Annotated in this window: 11 protein-coding genes and 1 pseudogene; 7 read left to right on the plus strand and 5 right to left on the minus strand. The window is 38.7% G+C overall.

The window, feature by feature from the left end:
• Positions 1 to 61: 61 nt before the first annotated feature.
• The gene (locus DACET_RS02830) at positions 62 to 277 is read left to right on the plus strand and encodes a hypothetical protein (RefSeq protein ID WP_013009904.1); all 216 of its coding nucleotides are present in this window, start codon (positions 62 to 64) and stop codon (positions 275 to 277) included.
• Here the strand turns inward: DACET_RS02830 and DACET_RS02835 are convergent.
• Genes DACET_RS02835 through DACET_RS15340 form a run of 3 tightly spaced genes read right to left on the minus strand, consistent with a single transcriptional unit; the run spans position 274 to position 5,544 of the window.
• Complete coding sequence (locus tag DACET_RS02835; RefSeq protein ID WP_013009905.1) at positions 274 to 474, minus strand: hypothetical protein; 201 nt, start codon at positions 472 to 474, stop codon at positions 274 to 276. The genes DACET_RS02830 and DACET_RS02835 overlap by 4 nt on opposite strands.
• On the minus strand, positions 452 to 4,183 hold the full coding sequence (locus DACET_RS02840) for a conjugal transfer protein TraG N-terminal domain-containing protein (protein WP_013009906.1): 3,732 nt from the start codon (positions 4,181 to 4,183) through the stop codon (positions 452 to 454). The genes DACET_RS02835 and DACET_RS02840 overlap by 23 nt, the downstream gene beginning before the upstream one ends.
• Positions 4,183 to 5,544 carry a conjugal transfer protein TraH gene (locus tag DACET_RS15340; RefSeq protein WP_013009907.1) on the minus strand — a complete coding sequence of 454 codons (1,362 nt, stop codon included), beginning with the start codon at positions 5,542 to 5,544 and terminating at the stop codon, positions 4,183 to 4,185. The genes DACET_RS02840 and DACET_RS15340 overlap by 1 nt, the downstream gene beginning before the upstream one ends.
• 150 nt (positions 5,545 to 5,694) lie before the next feature.
• Here DACET_RS15340 and DACET_RS16100 point away from each other — a divergent pair.
• The 3 genes and pseudogenes from DACET_RS16100 to DACET_RS02855 form a co-directional block, all read left to right on the plus strand.
• Positions 5,695 to 5,802: pseudogene (locus tag DACET_RS16100) on the plus strand (type I restriction endonuclease subunit M); the annotation flags it as partial.
• Complete coding sequence (locus tag DACET_RS02850; RefSeq protein ID WP_013009908.1) at positions 5,802 to 6,848, plus strand: virulence RhuM family protein; 1,047 nt, start codon at positions 5,802 to 5,804, stop codon at positions 6,846 to 6,848. The pseudogene DACET_RS16100 and the gene DACET_RS02850, both read left to right, overlap by 1 nt.
• A 49-nt stretch (positions 6,849 to 6,897) precedes the next feature.
• Positions 6,898 to 7,488 carry a DUF6933 domain-containing protein gene (locus DACET_RS02855; RefSeq protein WP_013009909.1) on the plus strand — a complete coding sequence of 197 codons (591 nt, stop codon included), beginning with the start codon at positions 6,898 to 6,900 and terminating at the stop codon, positions 7,486 to 7,488.
• Between the two features lie 35 nt (positions 7,489 to 7,523).
• Here DACET_RS02855 and DACET_RS02860 read toward each other — a convergent pair whose 3' ends face one another.
• Positions 7,524 to 8,018 (minus strand): 3'-5' exonuclease, encoded by a 495-nt coding sequence (locus tag DACET_RS02860; protein WP_041229818.1) that lies wholly within the window; start codon positions 8,016 to 8,018, stop codon positions 7,524 to 7,526.
• A 52-nt stretch (positions 8,019 to 8,070) separates the two neighbouring features.
• Complete coding sequence (locus tag DACET_RS02865; RefSeq protein ID WP_244392553.1) at positions 8,071 to 8,922, minus strand: helix-turn-helix transcriptional regulator; 852 nt, start codon at positions 8,920 to 8,922, stop codon at positions 8,071 to 8,073.
• A 374-nt stretch (positions 8,923 to 9,296) separates the two neighbouring features.
• Here DACET_RS02865 and DACET_RS02870 point away from each other — a divergent pair, with 374 nt between their 5' ends.
• From DACET_RS02870 to DACET_RS02880, 3 genes are read left to right on the plus strand one after another with little or no spacing between them, the layout of a single operon-like run.
• Positions 9,297 to 10,787: a hypothetical protein gene (locus tag DACET_RS02870; protein ID WP_169304173.1), complete on the plus strand. Its 1,491-nt coding sequence runs from the start codon at positions 9,297 to 9,299 to the stop codon at positions 10,785 to 10,787.
• 5 nt (positions 10,788 to 10,792) lie between these two features.
• Positions 10,793 to 13,096, plus strand: a complete 2,304-nt coding sequence (locus tag DACET_RS02875) for a phosphoadenosine phosphosulfate reductase domain-containing protein (protein ID WP_148214134.1) — start codon at positions 10,793 to 10,795, stop codon at positions 13,094 to 13,096.
• The gene (locus DACET_RS02880; protein WP_013009914.1) at positions 13,086 to 17,216 is read left to right on the plus strand and encodes a hypothetical protein; all 4,131 of its coding nucleotides are present in this window, start codon (positions 13,086 to 13,088) and stop codon (positions 17,214 to 17,216) included. Before DACET_RS02875 ends, DACET_RS02880 begins: the two co-directional genes overlap by 11 nt.
• Positions 17,217 to 17,220: the final 4 nt, after the last annotated feature.

The raw sequence follows: 17,220 nt of genomic DNA on the forward strand, positions 1-17,220 counted from the left end.
TTATGTTTTTTGTGGAATTTATAAAGATTAGGATATAAATTGTATTAGGAGAGGTTTGTATATGCTTCCTATCATAGTAATTGTTCTTCCAGTGGCGGCTCTTTTTACCTGGTGGATTATCCTTGCGTATAGGAATAGAAATATTCCTTCAGTAGCTGTTCATGCTGACTTTGAGTATATTGAGGATAACCACTTAGATGAAATCAGAAAAAGAAACCATGAATGTTATATCACTGATATAACCACCAATGCCTACGGCATTTATGGAGACGATTAGTCCTGAATCTTTTGTTTGATGAAATCCTCCAGCATTTCAATATCGTTATAGAGTTCGTCAAGCAGGTATCCGGTTCCTTGCTTAATTGAAGGTGGCATTGTTGATTGATTCTCTCCGAACTCATTCATTACGTTCATAAGCATCCACACAACGCTTTTGTTTTTTTGGATAATCTTATTTGCGTCTTCTCTTGTCATTAAAAGTCTCCTTAGGGATTTCTTCCCTTAAATCGTTAATAGGGATATTAAATTCGGAATTATTCAAAATATCTTTTGGGTTATTTTGAATAATTTGAATATTTTGATAGTTTGAAATGGGGTCATCTTTTTCGTTCAGAATTTTTTTAGATTCTTCAGTGTTCTGAGGCTTTTTTTCATCAGTTGGAATACTGTCCATTTGTTGCGGTTTAATATCATTCTTGCTGGTTATATCTTTTTGTGCATAACCCGCATTGCTAATTTCATTTGACTCAGTTGCTAGATCATTTTGTGTTTGCGTGGAAACGTTGATATCTGTTTTATGTTCGTGAGATTCTAATGGTGATATACCGGCTGTTATGTTTTCTGCACTGCTCTCTGATTTTATTTCAATGTCAGGTTTCTTATCATCGTTTTGGCGAATTGCAGTATTGAGGTCATTTTCTATAGAATCTTTATTGTCTGGTATTATGGTTGTAGGATTATTAAGAATATCTTTTACCTGATCGGTGGAAAGAGTATGCCAGGCTTCACCAAAAACAGCACTTGCACCGAATTGAAGTTTACTAGTGTTCTCAGATACATTGTTAAGCTTGGTGGCCATGTCGTTATACATGGTACCAAGTGTTTCGTTATAAAGTGTTTCATCTAATTTTCCGGTTTCACCAGTTGCAATAGTGTGAGCCTGCTTCTGCATGCCTTTTATAAGAGATATATTCAGATCGTATTCTTCTTTTTCGGTATTTTTTCGTTCAATCCCTACGCTTGTATTTGCAGATACGCTACCTTTTACCCCGCTCCCTAAAAAGCTTAGTCCAAGAGAAGCCTGAGCGTTCATTAATCCACCAGTTCCAACATATGTTGTACCAGCGATAACTCCTTTAGATTTATATATTTCAGACATGTCTTTGGCGATAGCTCTGGCCTGAGCATCAGCCTCTTTGGCGTACTCGCCTGAGCCTGTTATCTGACCAGCCATTTCTGTCGCCGATTCTTTATCAAGAATAGCTGTGAACGCTCCGTCATATTTCCGTGATCTGTCATAAACGGTCTTGTCGACATCTTCCACACGAGAACCCTTCTGTACGGTGTTCAGGTGATCAACGACAGACTTATATATGTTTTCAGATTTATCTATTGAAACCTTTGAGAACTCGGCAAGTCCAACGCCATCTTTCCCAATAGAGATATCGCCGATACCTTCCATGGTTACCTTGTTGCCATCTTTATCTGTTCCTCTGATTATCAGTCCATCATTTATCGTTTCACTGGATACTCCGGAGAGAGTTGTGTGGCTGCCGTCTGGCTGAAGGATATTCATTTCGCCAAATGTCATTCGGGAAGTTGTTGCTCTTTCTTTGGACTGATTAGAGATGGCGGTGAACTCGGCAGATGCATCTCCGTTTTCACCTTCTCTGACCATACCCACACCGCTAATGCTTATTAAGTTGCCGTTCTCGTCAGTACCGGAAATATTAAGCTTATCTCCTTTGGCTTCAGCTGTTGCACCAATAAGAGTTCTGATGTTTCCATCGGAGTCTTTTACATCGATGCTTTCAAAGTTTTGCTGGCTATAATCACCGCTTCGCATATCTGTATAAGTGAATTTGCCTGAGTCATCCCAGCTGACAGAGTATTGACCGGCTCCTGCGAGGCCAAGTTTGTCTGCTTCAGAGTCATTAAGAGAAAGTTTTGCTGATCTGGTTGTTTTGTCAAAAAGTTCACTCATGTTCAAGCCGCCGTTTTCAGCGAGCTTTTTGATATTCATGTACGATGCATGTTTTTCCAGCCCAGATTTCGTATTTATATCTTTTGATATAGTGTCGTAGTCCAGCCCAAGTGTGTCTGACATTTCTCTGGCTGCTTCAGAGCGACCTTTAGAATCAAGAGCACTGGTTTTTGATATCTCTTTGTAGTCATCAATTGAGACTTTGCTGTTATCCAGCAGTTCCGCTGTACCTGCCATTTCACCGTGGCGTTTCTGAGCAGTAGCACTGTGTGCCCCTTCGATGCTTACGCCTGTTGCTGATTCAGCAGACAGGGCTCCGGCACCGTGCCCGATTTGTTCCATGTTCTTAGCGTAATCACCAGCCCCCATAGCTTGTGATGCTGAGGTTGAGTCGTTACTATATTTTTCCATTATACGGCTGCCAGATTCGAAATGTTTTCCGACATCAGATGACCTATTGAACTGTGCCACTGCCAGATTATCCGGCGTTTTTAGTCCCGTCATAGAAGGAAGGTCTGAGGCTTTGTCAAATAGCTTACTGTTGAAATCTGCCTGTCCGCCTGGTGTCCCCAGTTGACTTCCAACTCCGGCGGCACTGCTTCGGTATTGTTGCCCGAGTGCCGATGTCATAGATGCAAATGCGGCTGAGCCACCCATCTTTATAATTCCAAAACTGATGACACTCGCTAAACTCATGCTTATCCATCTAGCGTTGCTGTACATGGCGAGCACTTTCAGAGTGTCGCTTCCAGTGTAAAACATGGAGTTCAGACCAACACCTGTGCTGCGGATGTCCCTGAATACCTCATATGCGTGTGCTTGGACGTTTACATTGAGTATGGCATCCACAACAAACCACATGATTACCCATATCCACATGCCAATGTACCACTTGAAAGCATCAACCGGAGCCATATAGACAAATAATGCGACTATGATAAATGTTGCGATAAGGATGGTGATAATCATCCCCTGAAGCTTTGGTATATATTCATCGGCAACGCCGCCTGCGACGGTATTTGCTGCAGTTGCCATGCTCTTTGCAATATCAATAGCGTTCTGGGTTCCGGCGTTTACTCCCCCCATTAGGTACTGTCTGGCAATGAAGGCAGAGGCTACATAGTTTGAAAGTGTTATTGAGAATCCGATATCTGTGGCAAAGGAATCAACCAGACCAGTGAATTTGTCTTTGCATGCCTGATATTCGCTGGTATTGCTCACGTTGAATCCTGATTGTGAGCAGAACTTGTACATGACGTTTTCGGTAAACGTCGGGCTCATAAGCCTTGTGGAGATATTTGTATATGCGTCAGCGCACTCATATAAAACGCCTTCGGGATTAGCGTTGTCGTATATGACCGAGCTGAATACCCTGTAGTTAAGACTGAATGACTCAAGCAGGTTATTTGAAGTCCATATGTCTTTGTCAGTAATATCGCCGTTTGCATATGCCTGACGAAAGCATTTCTCAATATAGTCATAAACTGATTTTGCCAGAAAATGATCATTCATATTGCCGATCTGCCCCATGGCGGATGAAGCGGCTAAAAGCTCGAAGCCGTCACCGAATCCTATATCGTTTGCTGACATTATTGGGCTTCCGGCTGTTTCAATTATATCTGTGAGCTCTCTTGATGCTGATGAAGTTACTGATGCTATCATTCCTGCACCGAGTGGGACACCGCCGACAGCTTCATACCTGTTTTTTACAGGGTCATAAATATGCATAGTAACCGTCGGCACCATGAAGATGCTGTATAATGCCATCCCCCAGAAGAGCCGTTTTATCCAGACTGAATCATTCATCTTTGCACCAAATGCACGTTCCATGTTCATATGGAATGCAAATGCCGCCGATGCGAAAATCATGAGGATTGTGATCCAGCTTTTATAAGAGTTGCTGGAAAAGATTCCGGCCACCATCTTGAAGGCGTTGACTATAGAAGTGAAGTCGCCGTATACATAGAAATCAAACTCCATCAGTCATTACTCCTGTTTACTGTGAAGCTGTTTTGCTGAAGGGTGTCGTCGATGACTTGTTTCATGTTGCCGTATCGCTCAAGGATCGCAAGCAGGTTTTCGGTATCGCTGATTGTGGCAAGATAGCTTTCTCTCGCCTCGCTCCCTTTGTCCGCTGTTTTCTTAAGGAGTTCATCAAGAGCGGCCGAAAGCTGCTTTGTGAGTTTGCCGTCACCGGAATCTACCAAGGCTTTATATTCCTCTATAGATGTTTTTGAATTGACCAGAATATTGCTGAAAATCGCAAAAGCATATCCATGCAAAGTAGGTTGGAGCATTGTGTCTCTGATTACTGCGACCTGATTGTCTCCGTATAATGATGCTGTGTTTAGTGTGCTTTTAACAGGGTATGGAGTGATTCCTACAAAGTTCTTTTCCTCAGCAGAGAGAGAGGTGTTTTTATTGGTGGTTATTTTATCTGAGATGCTTTGAAGCAGATTCTGCACCTCATCCGTCAGGTTGCTTCCGGAAGATTCCGCACAACCGGATGAGTATGATGATTTCGAAAGAGGCTTCCCTTCGATAAGTTTCTTATATGTGGCTTCATCGCATCCAGGGTAGTAAAACGCATTGATAGCATTGTCTGTGAGATTAACCTGAACATCACCTATCAAGGCTCTTATTTGCCGTATTTGGGTGGTGTTCATTCCGACCTTTGAGCCGATACGGTCAAGTATTGAGCCTGACTTTTTAAGCTCTTCTTTAAGTTCTGCTGACATGCCGGAATTATCCACTGCCTTTTTGAAGTTTGCACCTGGTTTGTCTTCTACATCTTTTTTTGCATCAGTGAAGAGGGTGTCCAGACCCTGAACCATATTCTTTTGAAGCACGTCTACAGCCTGGTCCTCACGGCCGTGGATAAGATGGTTGGCTGAGACCACAAGCCCTTTGGCCGCTTTGCATTCGTCTATCTGGAGCCCGTTGAGGGCGTTTATTATGTTCTCGGCTCTGTCTTTGATGGCTGAACATGATGTGCAGAATTCATTCAGTGCCAGGTCAAAAGCTACATAAGGAGCAGCACGCAGGATTCTTTCCGCCTTGTCCACGAGATAGTCAGGATTTAGGAAACTGAAACCGCCCATGAAGATATCTATTCCGCCGCAACCGACGGAAAGTTTTGGCGGCGCAACAGTCATCAAATAGTCACTTTTTGTTTTTAGCCTGCCCTGAAACGACCCCATTGTTGCAAAACCACGCTCCTGAGATATATATACTGATGCATTGGCGGAGCTGTTTGCGTCAAACCAGTCATCCACCCAGTTCGCATGAGCCAATGGTGTCATTATCAAAGCTATAAGGAGCACATTTATTGTTCGGAACATTTTTCATCCTGTTTGTGATCTCATATGGAAAATGCAGAAGGGGGTAAACGACGGAATAGATAATCGTTTAAATACACGGCTCATTCTGCTAATATTATTTATCTCTATGGGAGTTTTTTTATGCTGCATTTTAATCTGGCTAAGCAAATGATAAATATTAACAAACTAAATGAAGAGATAAAAACCACTGTCGCAAAGAAAGACCAGCTCCGTGCGGACATTGACGCTATTGTTACAGAGATTGAGGGGGGCGAGTGATGGGCGAAAAGAAAAAGCAGTTTCCTGCAATTCGCTCTTCAGCAGCCGAATATCTCACCTTTGTTGCTGCCAGTGGCGAAGGGGGCGTTGAAGCTGTCTATGCTGATGAAAATGTATGGTTAACACAGAAAATGATGGGAGTGCTATACGATGTAGAGACTCACACAGTAAATTATCACCTGAAAAAAATATTCTCTGATAGCGAGCTGGAAGAGGCTTCAGTTATTCGAAATTTTCGAATAACTGCCGCAGACGGAAAAAACTACAACACAAACCATTATAATCTATCGGCCATAATTGCCGTTGGCTACAAGGTTAATTCGGAGCGGGCGGTTCAGTTCCGCAAATGGGCAACAGGCATAATCAAAGAATACACCATTAAAGCCTATGTAATGGATGACGAACGTCTTAAAAATGACGGCACCATTCTGGGTAAAGATTATTTTGAAGAGCAGTTGGAGCGTATTCGTGAAATACGGCTCAGCGAACGTAAATTTTACCAAAAGATAACAGACATATATGCCACAGCTCTGGATTATGATGTAACAGCGTCAGTTACCAAGCGTTTCTTTGCAACCGTGCAAAATAAACTACACTGGGCTATTCACGGTCAAACCGCCGCCGAAGTGGTTTACACCCGTGCAGACGCCGAAAAGACACACATGGGCTTAACCTCATGGAAAGATGCCCCAGATGGCAAAATTCAGAAGTTTGATGTTGTCATCGCTAAAAATTATCTAAACGATAGTGAGCTTGTTCAGCTCCAAAGGCTGGTCAACGCCTATCTGGATGTGGCCGAAGATATGGCACAACGCCGGATTCCAATGACCATGGCAGACTGGGAAGAACGCCTTAACCGCTTTATAGCCGCAACTGACAGAGAGATTTTGCAGGACGCAGGCAAGGTCAGCGCAGAGATAGCCAAAGCACATGCCGAAAGTGAGTTTGAAAAATATCGAATTGTTCAGGATCGTCTCTTTGAAAGCGATTTTGATAGGGTGGTGAAACAGATTGAAGCCTCTGAGAAAAATGGCGGTAAGTCATGAAAAAAAGTAACAACACCATTGAAGTCCTCAGAACAATATGGAGACGTTTATGTTGCATTTTAATCTGACAAAGCAAATGTATGAGAAGCTTATCTGGGCTGGGACTGATATGTCCGCAGACAAAATAGAAAACTGCTGGCACTGGCATATGAAAATTATAACTTTCGGGCGGATGAACTGTGTGCTGGCAGTTGAAGAAGAAACTCGATACGCAATTGTAATTCTTGACTTAAAAAAGGCTGAACTGAAAGACTTTCAGAAGTATTTTATGATTGAAATGGATAATCATTTAAGCACTATGTTCATGTATTCTGACAAAATCGTGCTGGATAAACTGAGGGCTTTTATGACCGACCTTTGGGATGATATTTCGTATTCAAAGCCGATAAGCCGGAGTGTAAGTGCACACATGACACAAATGGAGTATGAGATAGATAGTTTCTGTCACAGAAAGCTTGGCGACTATTTACCTGCTTCTAATATTGAGTTACAGACCATGTGCCATTATCTGAATGAGCGTCTTCGCTCTTTGGGCAAGAAACATGATTATCACATACCTATGGACAGATTCAGAAATAAAGTTCTGGAACTAATAGGTGTCGAATTTGACAATGTAGTCCAGATGGATGACTTTAGATAAAATAATCGAGATCGGGCAGCGATAGCCGCCCATATTCATAGTGTTTTCGAGTGGATTTTAGCAATAACTTCACACGCCTTAATTGTGCTGTCAGATCCATGGTGCGGCACTTTCAGATAGTTTGATATTTCATCAAGGCTTTTGCCTGTAGGAATAGTTTCTTTTGTTCCTGTACGTACAGCGTTAATAACTTTGTGGTTGAATATCAGTCCGCATTTGGAGTAAGCATCCTTCAGAAAGGTAAGGTCATATTCTGGAACAAATGACACTATCTCACACCCAGTTACGAACATATCAAATCTGGCGATTGCATCTTCTATAGATACACCATGCTCATCCAGCATCTCTTTGCTGATGCCTTCGATCTCAGTGAAAATCTCAGAGATATCTGAGTTGATTTTGATATATGCGTGAAACATCTCGTATGTCATAAGGTCAACGTCTGGCTTCAGGGCGCATATTTCTATAATCTCGCCTTTGCTTGGTGATATGCCGCTAGTCTTCATGTCAATATATACTTTCTGTGCCATCAGAGCCTCCTTGTTTCTGAATAATGGCATGCCTAAGCGTCAGTTGCTGTCGCTATTTCTCTTGTAAATCCAGAGAATTTCTCAGCAAGTCGGCAAAATAATTTTTCACAGCCTCTGGTGAGTTAATTTTTATGTACGGTAGCCATTGGAGGCAAAGCTTTGCAGATTCTATTAGTGAACCAGCTTGAAATTCAATTGTAATATCGCCATTGTCGTTCTCTTCTAATATCTGTTGAAAAGGAAAAAATTCTTTTCGTTTAATATATCCGGCCATAGGAGATTTGAGCAGGCATTTTACTTTTATTTTTTTATGGGGATCAAAGAATATATTGTTTGCTTGAGATATTTCAGCATCAATCACGTCCGTTGCTATTTCAAATGTTTCGTTTGAAGACTTAATATTTTCCATAAGATCAAGCCCAAACTTCCTAAGAGAGTCTTGCTTATTGAGTGCTGCCAGATACCAAAAACCGTCGTTATAGATTAATCTGTAAGGTTTAACCTCGTAAGTTTTGTCATTTTTGAGGTAATCGAATGTGATTACCTGCTTTTTAAGAATATAATTTTCCAATAATGTAAAGTTCTCGGCGACTTTATCAAAACCAACTGAGTCTGCTTTCATGAACTGGATGATATTCTGTCTGTTTGATGCGGAGATGATCTTTTTGCGAAGCTTAGTAAGCATTCCGGAGTATTCGTCCTGCAGGATGTTTTCCGCATAATCGAATAACCCTGACAGCACCGCTAGCTCATCTTGCTTTAAGTAGCTTTCATGTAGACCGTAATGTTCTGTCAGATACCATTGATGCTTTTCATCACTGTAGCACACTCCTGGAAGATAGCTCATGTCAGAGAGATATCTTTGAGCTGTGCGTAGGCTTACTCCTAGTTCGTCAGCAACCATTGTTGATGTTACATATCTGTTCTCATTGAGCAATTTTATCAGTTTAAGGGCTATGTATAACTTATTCATTTTCACCTCACAGAACTAGAATAATTTTACCATGCGACAGTAGTTGTCGCTTTGTTGTTTTATTTTGCCTTAAGAAGAGATGGTGGTACTATCAATAAAAGTACTATTTCAGCTTCGTAAATTCACTAGAGGCTTAATATGTATACTAGATTGACGAAGCGTTGCAAAAAGTGATATGTTAATTTTGGTTATATAATTATAGAAAAGGTTCGTAGTGTAAATAGCTAACGCGTGAGATAGGTATTCAAATGATTAATCTGAAAAATAAATATTATATAAAGTGCCCACACTGTGGTCTTAACATATTGAAAAAAGAGCTACTGAATCATCTAAATTATAACCATCTTGAAATTAACAAGCTTCCATCAACACATAATCCGCACCAAGAGAAAGTCTATTCAAAAAATCTGGTTCAATCTGACTTGCAAGCATCGATAGAAACAACACTTCTTTCTCATTTTAAAAATGGTTTTAGGGTCGAGTCTCCTATTGAATTGGCTAGACTTCGTCGTTTCGCTAACGAAGAATGTGGTTTAACATTAGATTTGACAGATGACGAATTGAAAAATGTTATTAAAACCTTGGGAACTCTGTTTGAAGGGAAGGTTTATATCATTTCAGCAGAAACAGTAAAAAAAATTAAATCTATTGTGGAGAAAACATTTTCTAATGGAACCGGCTTAATATTTTATAAACAGTTTTATGAATTAAATGAAAAGTGGTTATTTGATGGAAGTATTGTTTCATGCGATATGTTGAGAAGTGCTCTAGAAAATCAGTTCCCTAGATATTCTCATAGAAAGAACTACTTTACCAATAGTGATGCAAGTAAACCTGAACTTGAATGGACTCTTAATGAAATTTCTAGGGTTTGGGGAGATGCAATATTACTTAACTATAATCAAATAGCTGAACGTTTACCATATATCCCAATAGAAAAAATTAAGTTTGCTTTGAGTCAGTCTAATGTTTTCATATGGAACAGTGTTGAAACTTATGCCCATTTAAATAAAATTACAATTAGCAAAAATGAGCGAACTCAAATTTTTGAATATGTGAGTAAAGCTTGTTCAGATAATGGTTATGTGTCTATCAGTGATGTGCCACTAGCTGAAATCATAGTAAATAATGATGAACTATCTATTACTGCAATCCACAATGCTATATACAATAGTTGTCTTATAAATGAATTTGATAGAAATGGAAAAATTATCGTATACAAAGGAGATACTGTTGACGCATTACAAATAATTAAAGAATATTGTGAAGGGGTAGATAAGTGTTCTCTGGATGATTTAATTGGCTTTGAAAAAGAATTAACTGGTGAAGTTCATCGTTGGATTCCCATGGAAGCTGGTTACTCGATATTAGTAAGGGTAGAAAAAAATAACTTTGTTGCTGAAAAGTACGTTAATTTTGATTTGGCAGCCATAGATAATGCAATCGATTTTTTCATAAAAGGTGACTACCTTCCGATTAGAGCATTTACCACATTTTCTTTGTTCCCTGACTGTGGGTACTCTTGGAACTTATTCCTTCTTGAGAGTTATTGCCGTCGCTTTAGCAAAAAATTTAGATTTGATGCTCTGTCAGTAAACAGTCGCAATGCTGGAGTAGTAATACGTAAATGTAATGGCTTAACTTATGAAGAAATATTAGTTGATGCCGTTGTTAAATCAGATATTATACTTGAAAAGAATGCTATTGAAGAATTTTTATGTACCAACGGTTACATAGGTAGGCGTTCCTATTCGCAAATTGAGGAACTCATTCAGAAAGTACGATCAGTTCGTTAAAGGAGATGTTTAATTTGTATTCATATACATATAGTCAAAAAACGGGTGGAATCTTACTGAACTCTACTCCAACGGGGTTTTCCAAAGAACCTCGACCGGTTTATGCTGCCGAGCTAGACTTGTTAGGTTTTGATAAATTTTGGGAATACGATAAACAGAACGATATCCCATACATGTGGGCAGAAGCTAATGCTTATTGGTATCGTGGTGTTTGTGTTGCTAAACTAAAAGGTGGAAATCTCTTTAATGCTCCAGAAATAATAATCCCAGTAAATGACAATGGTGAGTCCATATTACCTGAGCCAAATGGTAAAGCACTTCAAGTGGTTGATGTTAATGCGATGGTAGAGTCAAACAGAGAAATGCTCGATATTATTGAGCAGTCCACGGTAAAAAAAATTATTTCAGTTTATACTAAATACAAAGACAAGCTAGATTTATTCCATGTTGCCTTTTCAGGAGGAAAAGATAGTGCTGTTTTGCTTGATTTGGTTAAAAAAGCTCTACCGTTAGGAAGCTTTGTTGTCGTGTTTGGCGATACTGGGATGGAATTTCCTGACACTTACGATGTTATAGACAAGACACGACAAATGTGTGAAGCAGATGGCATTCCTTTTTATATAGCCAAATCAAGCCTTGAGCCACAAGAGTCATGGGTGCTATTTGGTCCACCTTCAAGGGCACTTAGGTGGTGTTGTGGTGTACATAAAAGTGCTCCGCAAACATTGAAGCTAAGAGCGGTTACAGGGAAAAACGATTATACTGGCTTAGCATTTGTTGGAGTCCGTTCAGAAGAGAGCGCTAAACGCGCTGAGTATGATTACGAAAACTATAGTAAAAAACAAAGAGGGCAGTACAGTCACAACTCTATTCTAGAGTGGACTTCAGCAGAAGTGTGGTTATACTTATATGCAAATAATATCATGATAAACGAAGCCTATAAAAAAGGAAATGCTCGTGCTGGTTGTTTATTTTGCCCAATGTCTGTTAAAAAAGCAGACTTTGTTAAACAGCAAATCTATCCTAGAGAGATAAAGACCTACTTAGATATAATCAAAAAATCAAATGGTAGGGATTTTGGTGGAAATTCATATCTCGCTGATGGCGGTTGGGTTTCACGACGCAGTGGTCGCGATTTAATAGACAATGTGATGAATTGTTCAGAAACATTAAAGGATGGAATGTTGACAATAAAAGTTACTTCTCCTAGAAGTGACTGGCGTGAATGGATTAAAACTTTAGGTAATTTCGAAGATATACCTTTTACTATTGAGCAACAAAGTAATAATTATTTGGTTAAATTACCTGAATCGTACATAAATAAAAATCCCACATTTAGAAAACTATTCAAACAAGTTTTTCGAAAATCTGCATATTGTGTTAAATGTGGAGTGTGCGAATCAAATTGTAATTCAGGTCGCATAACTTTCGACAATGAGTTAAAAATAACTAATTGCGAACACTGTCTTAAGTGTCACGATATAGTAGATGGCTGCCTTGCCTATAACTCATTGAGAATACCAACAGAGGAGAAAGCAATGTCAATAAATTGTTTTGATTCAGTATTGCCAAAAAATGATTGGTTTAACCGTTTTTTTAATGAAAAGAACGATTTTTGGAATGATCATGGGTTGGGACCTAATCAATTAAAGACCTTTAAGCGCTTTCTTAAAGATGCAGGCTTGACTGAAAAAAATAATTATACAGCTTTAGCTGAACAAATAGCCGCATTAGGCTGGGAAACTAATACCGCTTGGGGCATTCTATTAATTAATCTGGCCACAGATAATCCGCAAATACGCTGGTATATATCAAACCTTGAAATAGGAATGAATTATCCTCGTGAAACTGTAATATCAATGTTGCTAGAATCTAACAGCAGTAATAATGTTGTTAAATTTGTTTATAGTGCGTTTGGGAAACTTATGGAATTACCGCTTGGTGCTACTCTTCGGTTTGGCTATGTAACAAATGAGGGAAATATTGCCCGCACTAAATGCTCTATTTCAGACTTGAGAGTAATTCTGTATGGGCTGTTTAAGTTTGCAGAAAAATGTAATAACTATAAAGAGTTTACGTTAGCTTCTCTTATCAGTAACGGTATAGATCGCGATGGTATAAGCCCAACAAGAATTTTTGGACTTGATCGAGAAGACGTAACACCAATGTTACTTGGTCTTTCAACAAAATACCCAGAATTTATTACTGTAAGCTTTACTCATGACTTAGAAAAAATAACTCTCGCTGATTATAAAACGTCTGCAGATGTAATTGAACTTTTTAGTGAGGATAGCGGAAATGAGCAATAAATATTTTGAATATTTCGAAATTGATGAAGACTATTTTCCGCAAGTCAATGATTCAACAATTCAAGAGAAACCTGATTGTTGGAAAAAGACTTTTCCTCATCAAACATTCATAGACATGCTAAAAAACATGGAGCGTTGTCTAGCAAGACAAGAAAAACGCTCCCTTTGGATAGAAGGAGCATACGGAACGGGTAAATCTCAGTGTGCATATACTTTAAAAAAGCTCCTTGAAGTTCCGGAAGATGATTTTAGGAAATATTGGAACGGATTTAAGGCTCTTGAAAACCAAAAGGATTTGATGGAAAAGCTGATTGGGCATAAGCATAATGGCATAGTTACTGCTTACAAATATGCTTCTGGCGGCATCAACTCACCTCGTGACTTGTTTTTGGCAATCCAAGAAGAGGTAAAGAATGCTTTAGTTGCAAATAAACTTCACACTGGAGAAAATACCCTTAAAGAAAGTGTTATTGCATGGATAGAAGAACCATCTCATAAAAGGATTTTCGATATTCTACTAGAAAAACCTGAATGGAAAGCTACGTTCACGCAATCATCTGCCGATGATGTTTTGGATGCGCTTTGTAAAAACAGTGAAGTAAAGCAGCTTATGGAGAATATATTCCGACTGGCAGACAAAGAAGGCATTACAGCATTGAACATTGATGCAAACAGGCTCATTGCTTGGTTATCAGATGTAATGGATAAAAATAATGTGAAAATTGTTCTAATATGGGATGAATTTTCGGATTATTTTAAAAATAATCGTGATAGTCTTTCAGAATTCCAGAAAATTGCAGAACTAGTTAATTCTAAACCATTCTTTTTTGTTGTTGTGACGCACGAATCGGGTCAGCTTTTTACTACTGCTGATACGACATGGACAAAAGTTCGTGACCGCTTTGTATCTTCCCAAATCTCTTTACCGGACAACATTGCATTTGAGCTCATTGGTCATGCTTTAAATGTTAAAAATGCAGCTAAAGAACCTTGGGCTAAATTGGCTGATGACTTGAATGGTCGTGTCAGCTCATCACGTTCAGCGGTTATGAAAGTTACAAAAATATCAGAACCTCATGTAATGAAAGACATTATGCCTCTTCATCCAATGGCTGCATTGCTTCTAAAAAATATTGCTTCAGCGTTTAAATCAAACCAAAGAAGTATGTTTGACTTTATAAAATCATCCAACATAGATGATGTTAAAGCTTTTCAATGGTTCATTCAAAACACAGGTCCTTACGATGATCATCCACTTCTTACTGTAGATATGCTTTGGAACTTCTTTTATGAGAAAGGCCGTAATTCCCTCAGTTCTGATATACGAGTTATATTAGACTCGTTTCAGCATCAACAAGATTTGCGAGATGATGAAAAGACTGTTTTAAAAGCAGTACTCATAATGCAAGCGATTGACCAGCGGTTAGGAGGTACAATTGATCTTTTTAAAGCTACGGAACAAAATATAAGCTACATATTTGAAGGCATTGACTCAGGACTTGATGTGGCATGCAAGAATATCGCTAAACAACTTGTTTCAAAGGGCATTTTAGTCAATACCCCTATTTCTGGTGGAAGATATGTTTATTCTGCGGCCGTACTAGCAGGTGACCAGGTAAAAATTGATGATTATAAGAAGGACATACGTAAAGGGACAAATACTGCCAAGCTTGTTACAGAAGGAGGGCTTGCTTCAGTACTTTCATTAACTCCAGCATTAAAGTTGCGTTACGAGATTGAACCTGGTTCAGGGAAGATTACTCCTGTTACCATAAATGATTTTACTCGAACGGTAAATATACTACGTGATAAAACAAGCAATTGGAAATTTCACGCAGTTATAGCGTTCGCTAAAGATGACTCTGAGGCTGCAAGTTTTCGTAAACAAATTAAAGATGTTATCTCTGACAAGCAATATGAAAATATTGTTTTTATAGATGCACTTTCGACTCCTTTAGGTTTGGAAAGTTTTGACCAGTACGTGGATTATTCTGCTATGGCGATGTATTATAACGGGAATAACAACTCTGAATCTAAGGAAAATACCGACAAGGCAAAAAGAGTATTAGACCAAGATTGGAAGAACCGCATTTATAATGGACAATTCATAGTGTACACATACTCTAATCAAGAGGGTGAAAAATTTGGTAATGCTCAAGGTGTTGCAAGTATTCTTCAGTCTATTGTTACTAGACGTTTTCCATTTGCTTTTGACTTCATCAAAGGGCTAACTGAAAATCAACTTAAACTGACTCCAGCTATAAAACAAAGTGCAAAGTCTGGTATTACTGAAAATACGAGCGGAGTTGTTGTTGGAATAGAAAAGCACATTTTGCCTACCGTTTGGAAAACTGAGAAATACTGGGATGTTCAGACCTCTCTTCCAATTTCTAAGATTAAAGTAGAAACTGACAAATTGATAAATAAGGCTTTCGATAGAGATGGCCAGGTACCCATTGGTGAAATATATGATTTTTTAGAAAGCCAGTATGGTTTTGCCCAATGTAATTTGTCTGCATTTATAGCAGGCTTCTTGTTAAAAGAGTACAGTATTGAACCATTCCGGTATAGTGATTCTACTGGCAGTCATGAAACAATGACGCATGATAAACTTGCTGAGATGATAGGGAATTATGTTGGTAAATTACCGAAGCCAACATATGTTGTGAAAATGACCCCTGAAGAAATGGCTTTTTATGAGTTGACTGAGAAAGCTTGGAATATTCCATCCAACACATGTTCTTCCTCTGGACAAGCAGTACGTATGTTAAGCTCTAGGATGAAAGCCTTACAGTTGCCAGTATGGTGCTTATCTGAGGTTGATGAAAATGGAATATTTAATGTTGTCCAAAAGTATATTGATTTTGTGCAAAAAGAAGGCAACGAAGCCCACAAATTAGCTATTGAAATAGGGAAATTCTCGATAAGTAATAAAAATCTTGCTGAACAATTGTCTATACTTATCACTAGCGAAAATTGTCAAAAGGGTATGCGAAAGTTTCTCGCTTCATTTGAAAGTGGGAAAATTTTAGCCCTAGCAAAAGAGATAATTGTGGATGAAAATGTTGTTCTTGCAGATATTCGTGAGTTATTTGATGTAAAACATTCTTGCCTTTGGGATCAAGGGACTGGTGAATATGAAATCCGCAAGTTGCTAATTGATTATAGTATTGTCAAAGAAACAAACACTATACTTAATAGTAACGCTCATTCACTGTCTGAAGCATACAAAGAGTGGCGTGATAAGTTAAGGTTTATTGGTATTTCTTATGAAATCTTAAAATCAAAATTCCCTTCAATTACACATATTTTGGATGTTTTGCTAAAGATATGTCAACAAACTGAATTATTGACAGAACAACGCAAAACATTTTATTCAGAGATCAAGGCACATGGTGCAGAAATCCGTGAATTGTTAAATAACGACAAAAAGATATTTGCTGAGGTCTATTTACCGTACCTTGAAGATTTAAGTGATAACGATATCAGTGAAATAAAGAGTAAATTAACAACAGGAATGTACGAGTTACCAAAAACTGATTGTAACACTAAAGTTAAATCTGTAGCAGAAGAATTTCGTAAAGGACAACTCAAGACTAAGCTTCATAATCTATGGAAAGCTAAAACTGAAACTAAAGATCCCTACGAGTGGTCTTACCGTTATAAAGTACCAATTTTATGTATGGTTGAAGAAAAAGAGTTTGGAACTGCAAAAAAAGCATTCGAAACTATAAGAAGAAGTTCTCCTAGTGATATTGAAATTAAAGATTCTCTAGACTTTCTTGAATCAACGAATCTTTTTAAGGTTTTGTCAGACGAAAAATCAAGGCAAGAAGTATTTGAGAGAGAAATTATTGGTGAGTATATTAGCCTTCTTTCCAGTGAGAGAGTATTAGGGGCTCTTGAACGCATGTCTATTGAGCCATATGATTGGTATATTAATCCTTCAGTAAAGAACACAATCAGAAATCTTGCTGAGGCGGAATATAATGCAGGCGGAAGTGACAAGGCCTTAAGCAAGATTGATAGTATGGACGATGCGCAGTTAAAACAATATCTTAAACGACTAGTCAAAGACAATATGACTGTGGGAGTTGAGATTATTGCAAGCGAGGGTTAATTTT

This window comes from Denitrovibrio acetiphilus DSM 12809 (assembly GCF_000025725.1).
In the GTDB taxonomy this organism is placed as follows: Bacteria; Chrysiogenota; Deferribacteres; order Deferribacterales; family Geovibrionaceae; genus Denitrovibrio; species Denitrovibrio acetiphilus.

Excerpts from the sequence above, each read along its gene's own strand:
- DACET_RS02830 (WP_013009904.1), top strand. The coding sequence starts at position 62 with ATGCTTCCTATCATAGTAATTGTTCTTCCAGTGGCGGCTCTTTTTACC.
- DACET_RS02835 (WP_013009905.1), bottom strand. The coding sequence starts at position 474 with ATGACAAGAGAAGACGCAAATAAGATTATCCAAAAAAACAAAAGCGTT.
- DACET_RS02840 (WP_013009906.1), bottom strand. The coding sequence starts at position 4,183 with ATGGAGTTTGATTTCTATGTATACGGCGACTTCACTTCTATAGTCAAC.
- DACET_RS15340 (WP_013009907.1), bottom strand. The coding sequence starts at position 5,544 with ATGTTCCGAACAATAAATGTGCTCCTTATAGCTTTGATAATGACACCA.
- DACET_RS02850 (WP_013009908.1), top strand. The coding sequence starts at position 5,802 with ATGGGCGAAAAGAAAAAGCAGTTTCCTGCAATTCGCTCTTCAGCAGCC.
- DACET_RS02855 (WP_013009909.1), top strand. The coding sequence starts at position 6,898 with ATGTTGCATTTTAATCTGACAAAGCAAATGTATGAGAAGCTTATCTGG.
- DACET_RS02860 (WP_041229818.1), bottom strand. The coding sequence starts at position 8,018 with ATGGCACAGAAAGTATATATTGACATGAAGACTAGCGGCATATCACCA.
- DACET_RS02865 (WP_244392553.1), bottom strand. The coding sequence starts at position 8,922 with ATGGTTGCTGACGAACTAGGAGTAAGCCTACGCACAGCTCAAAGATAT.
- DACET_RS02875 (WP_148214134.1), top strand. The coding sequence starts at position 10,793 with ATGTTTAATTTGTATTCATATACATATAGTCAAAAAACGGGTGGAATC.
- DACET_RS02880 (WP_013009914.1), top strand. The coding sequence starts at position 13,086 with ATGAGCAATAAATATTTTGAATATTTCGAAATTGATGAAGACTATTTT.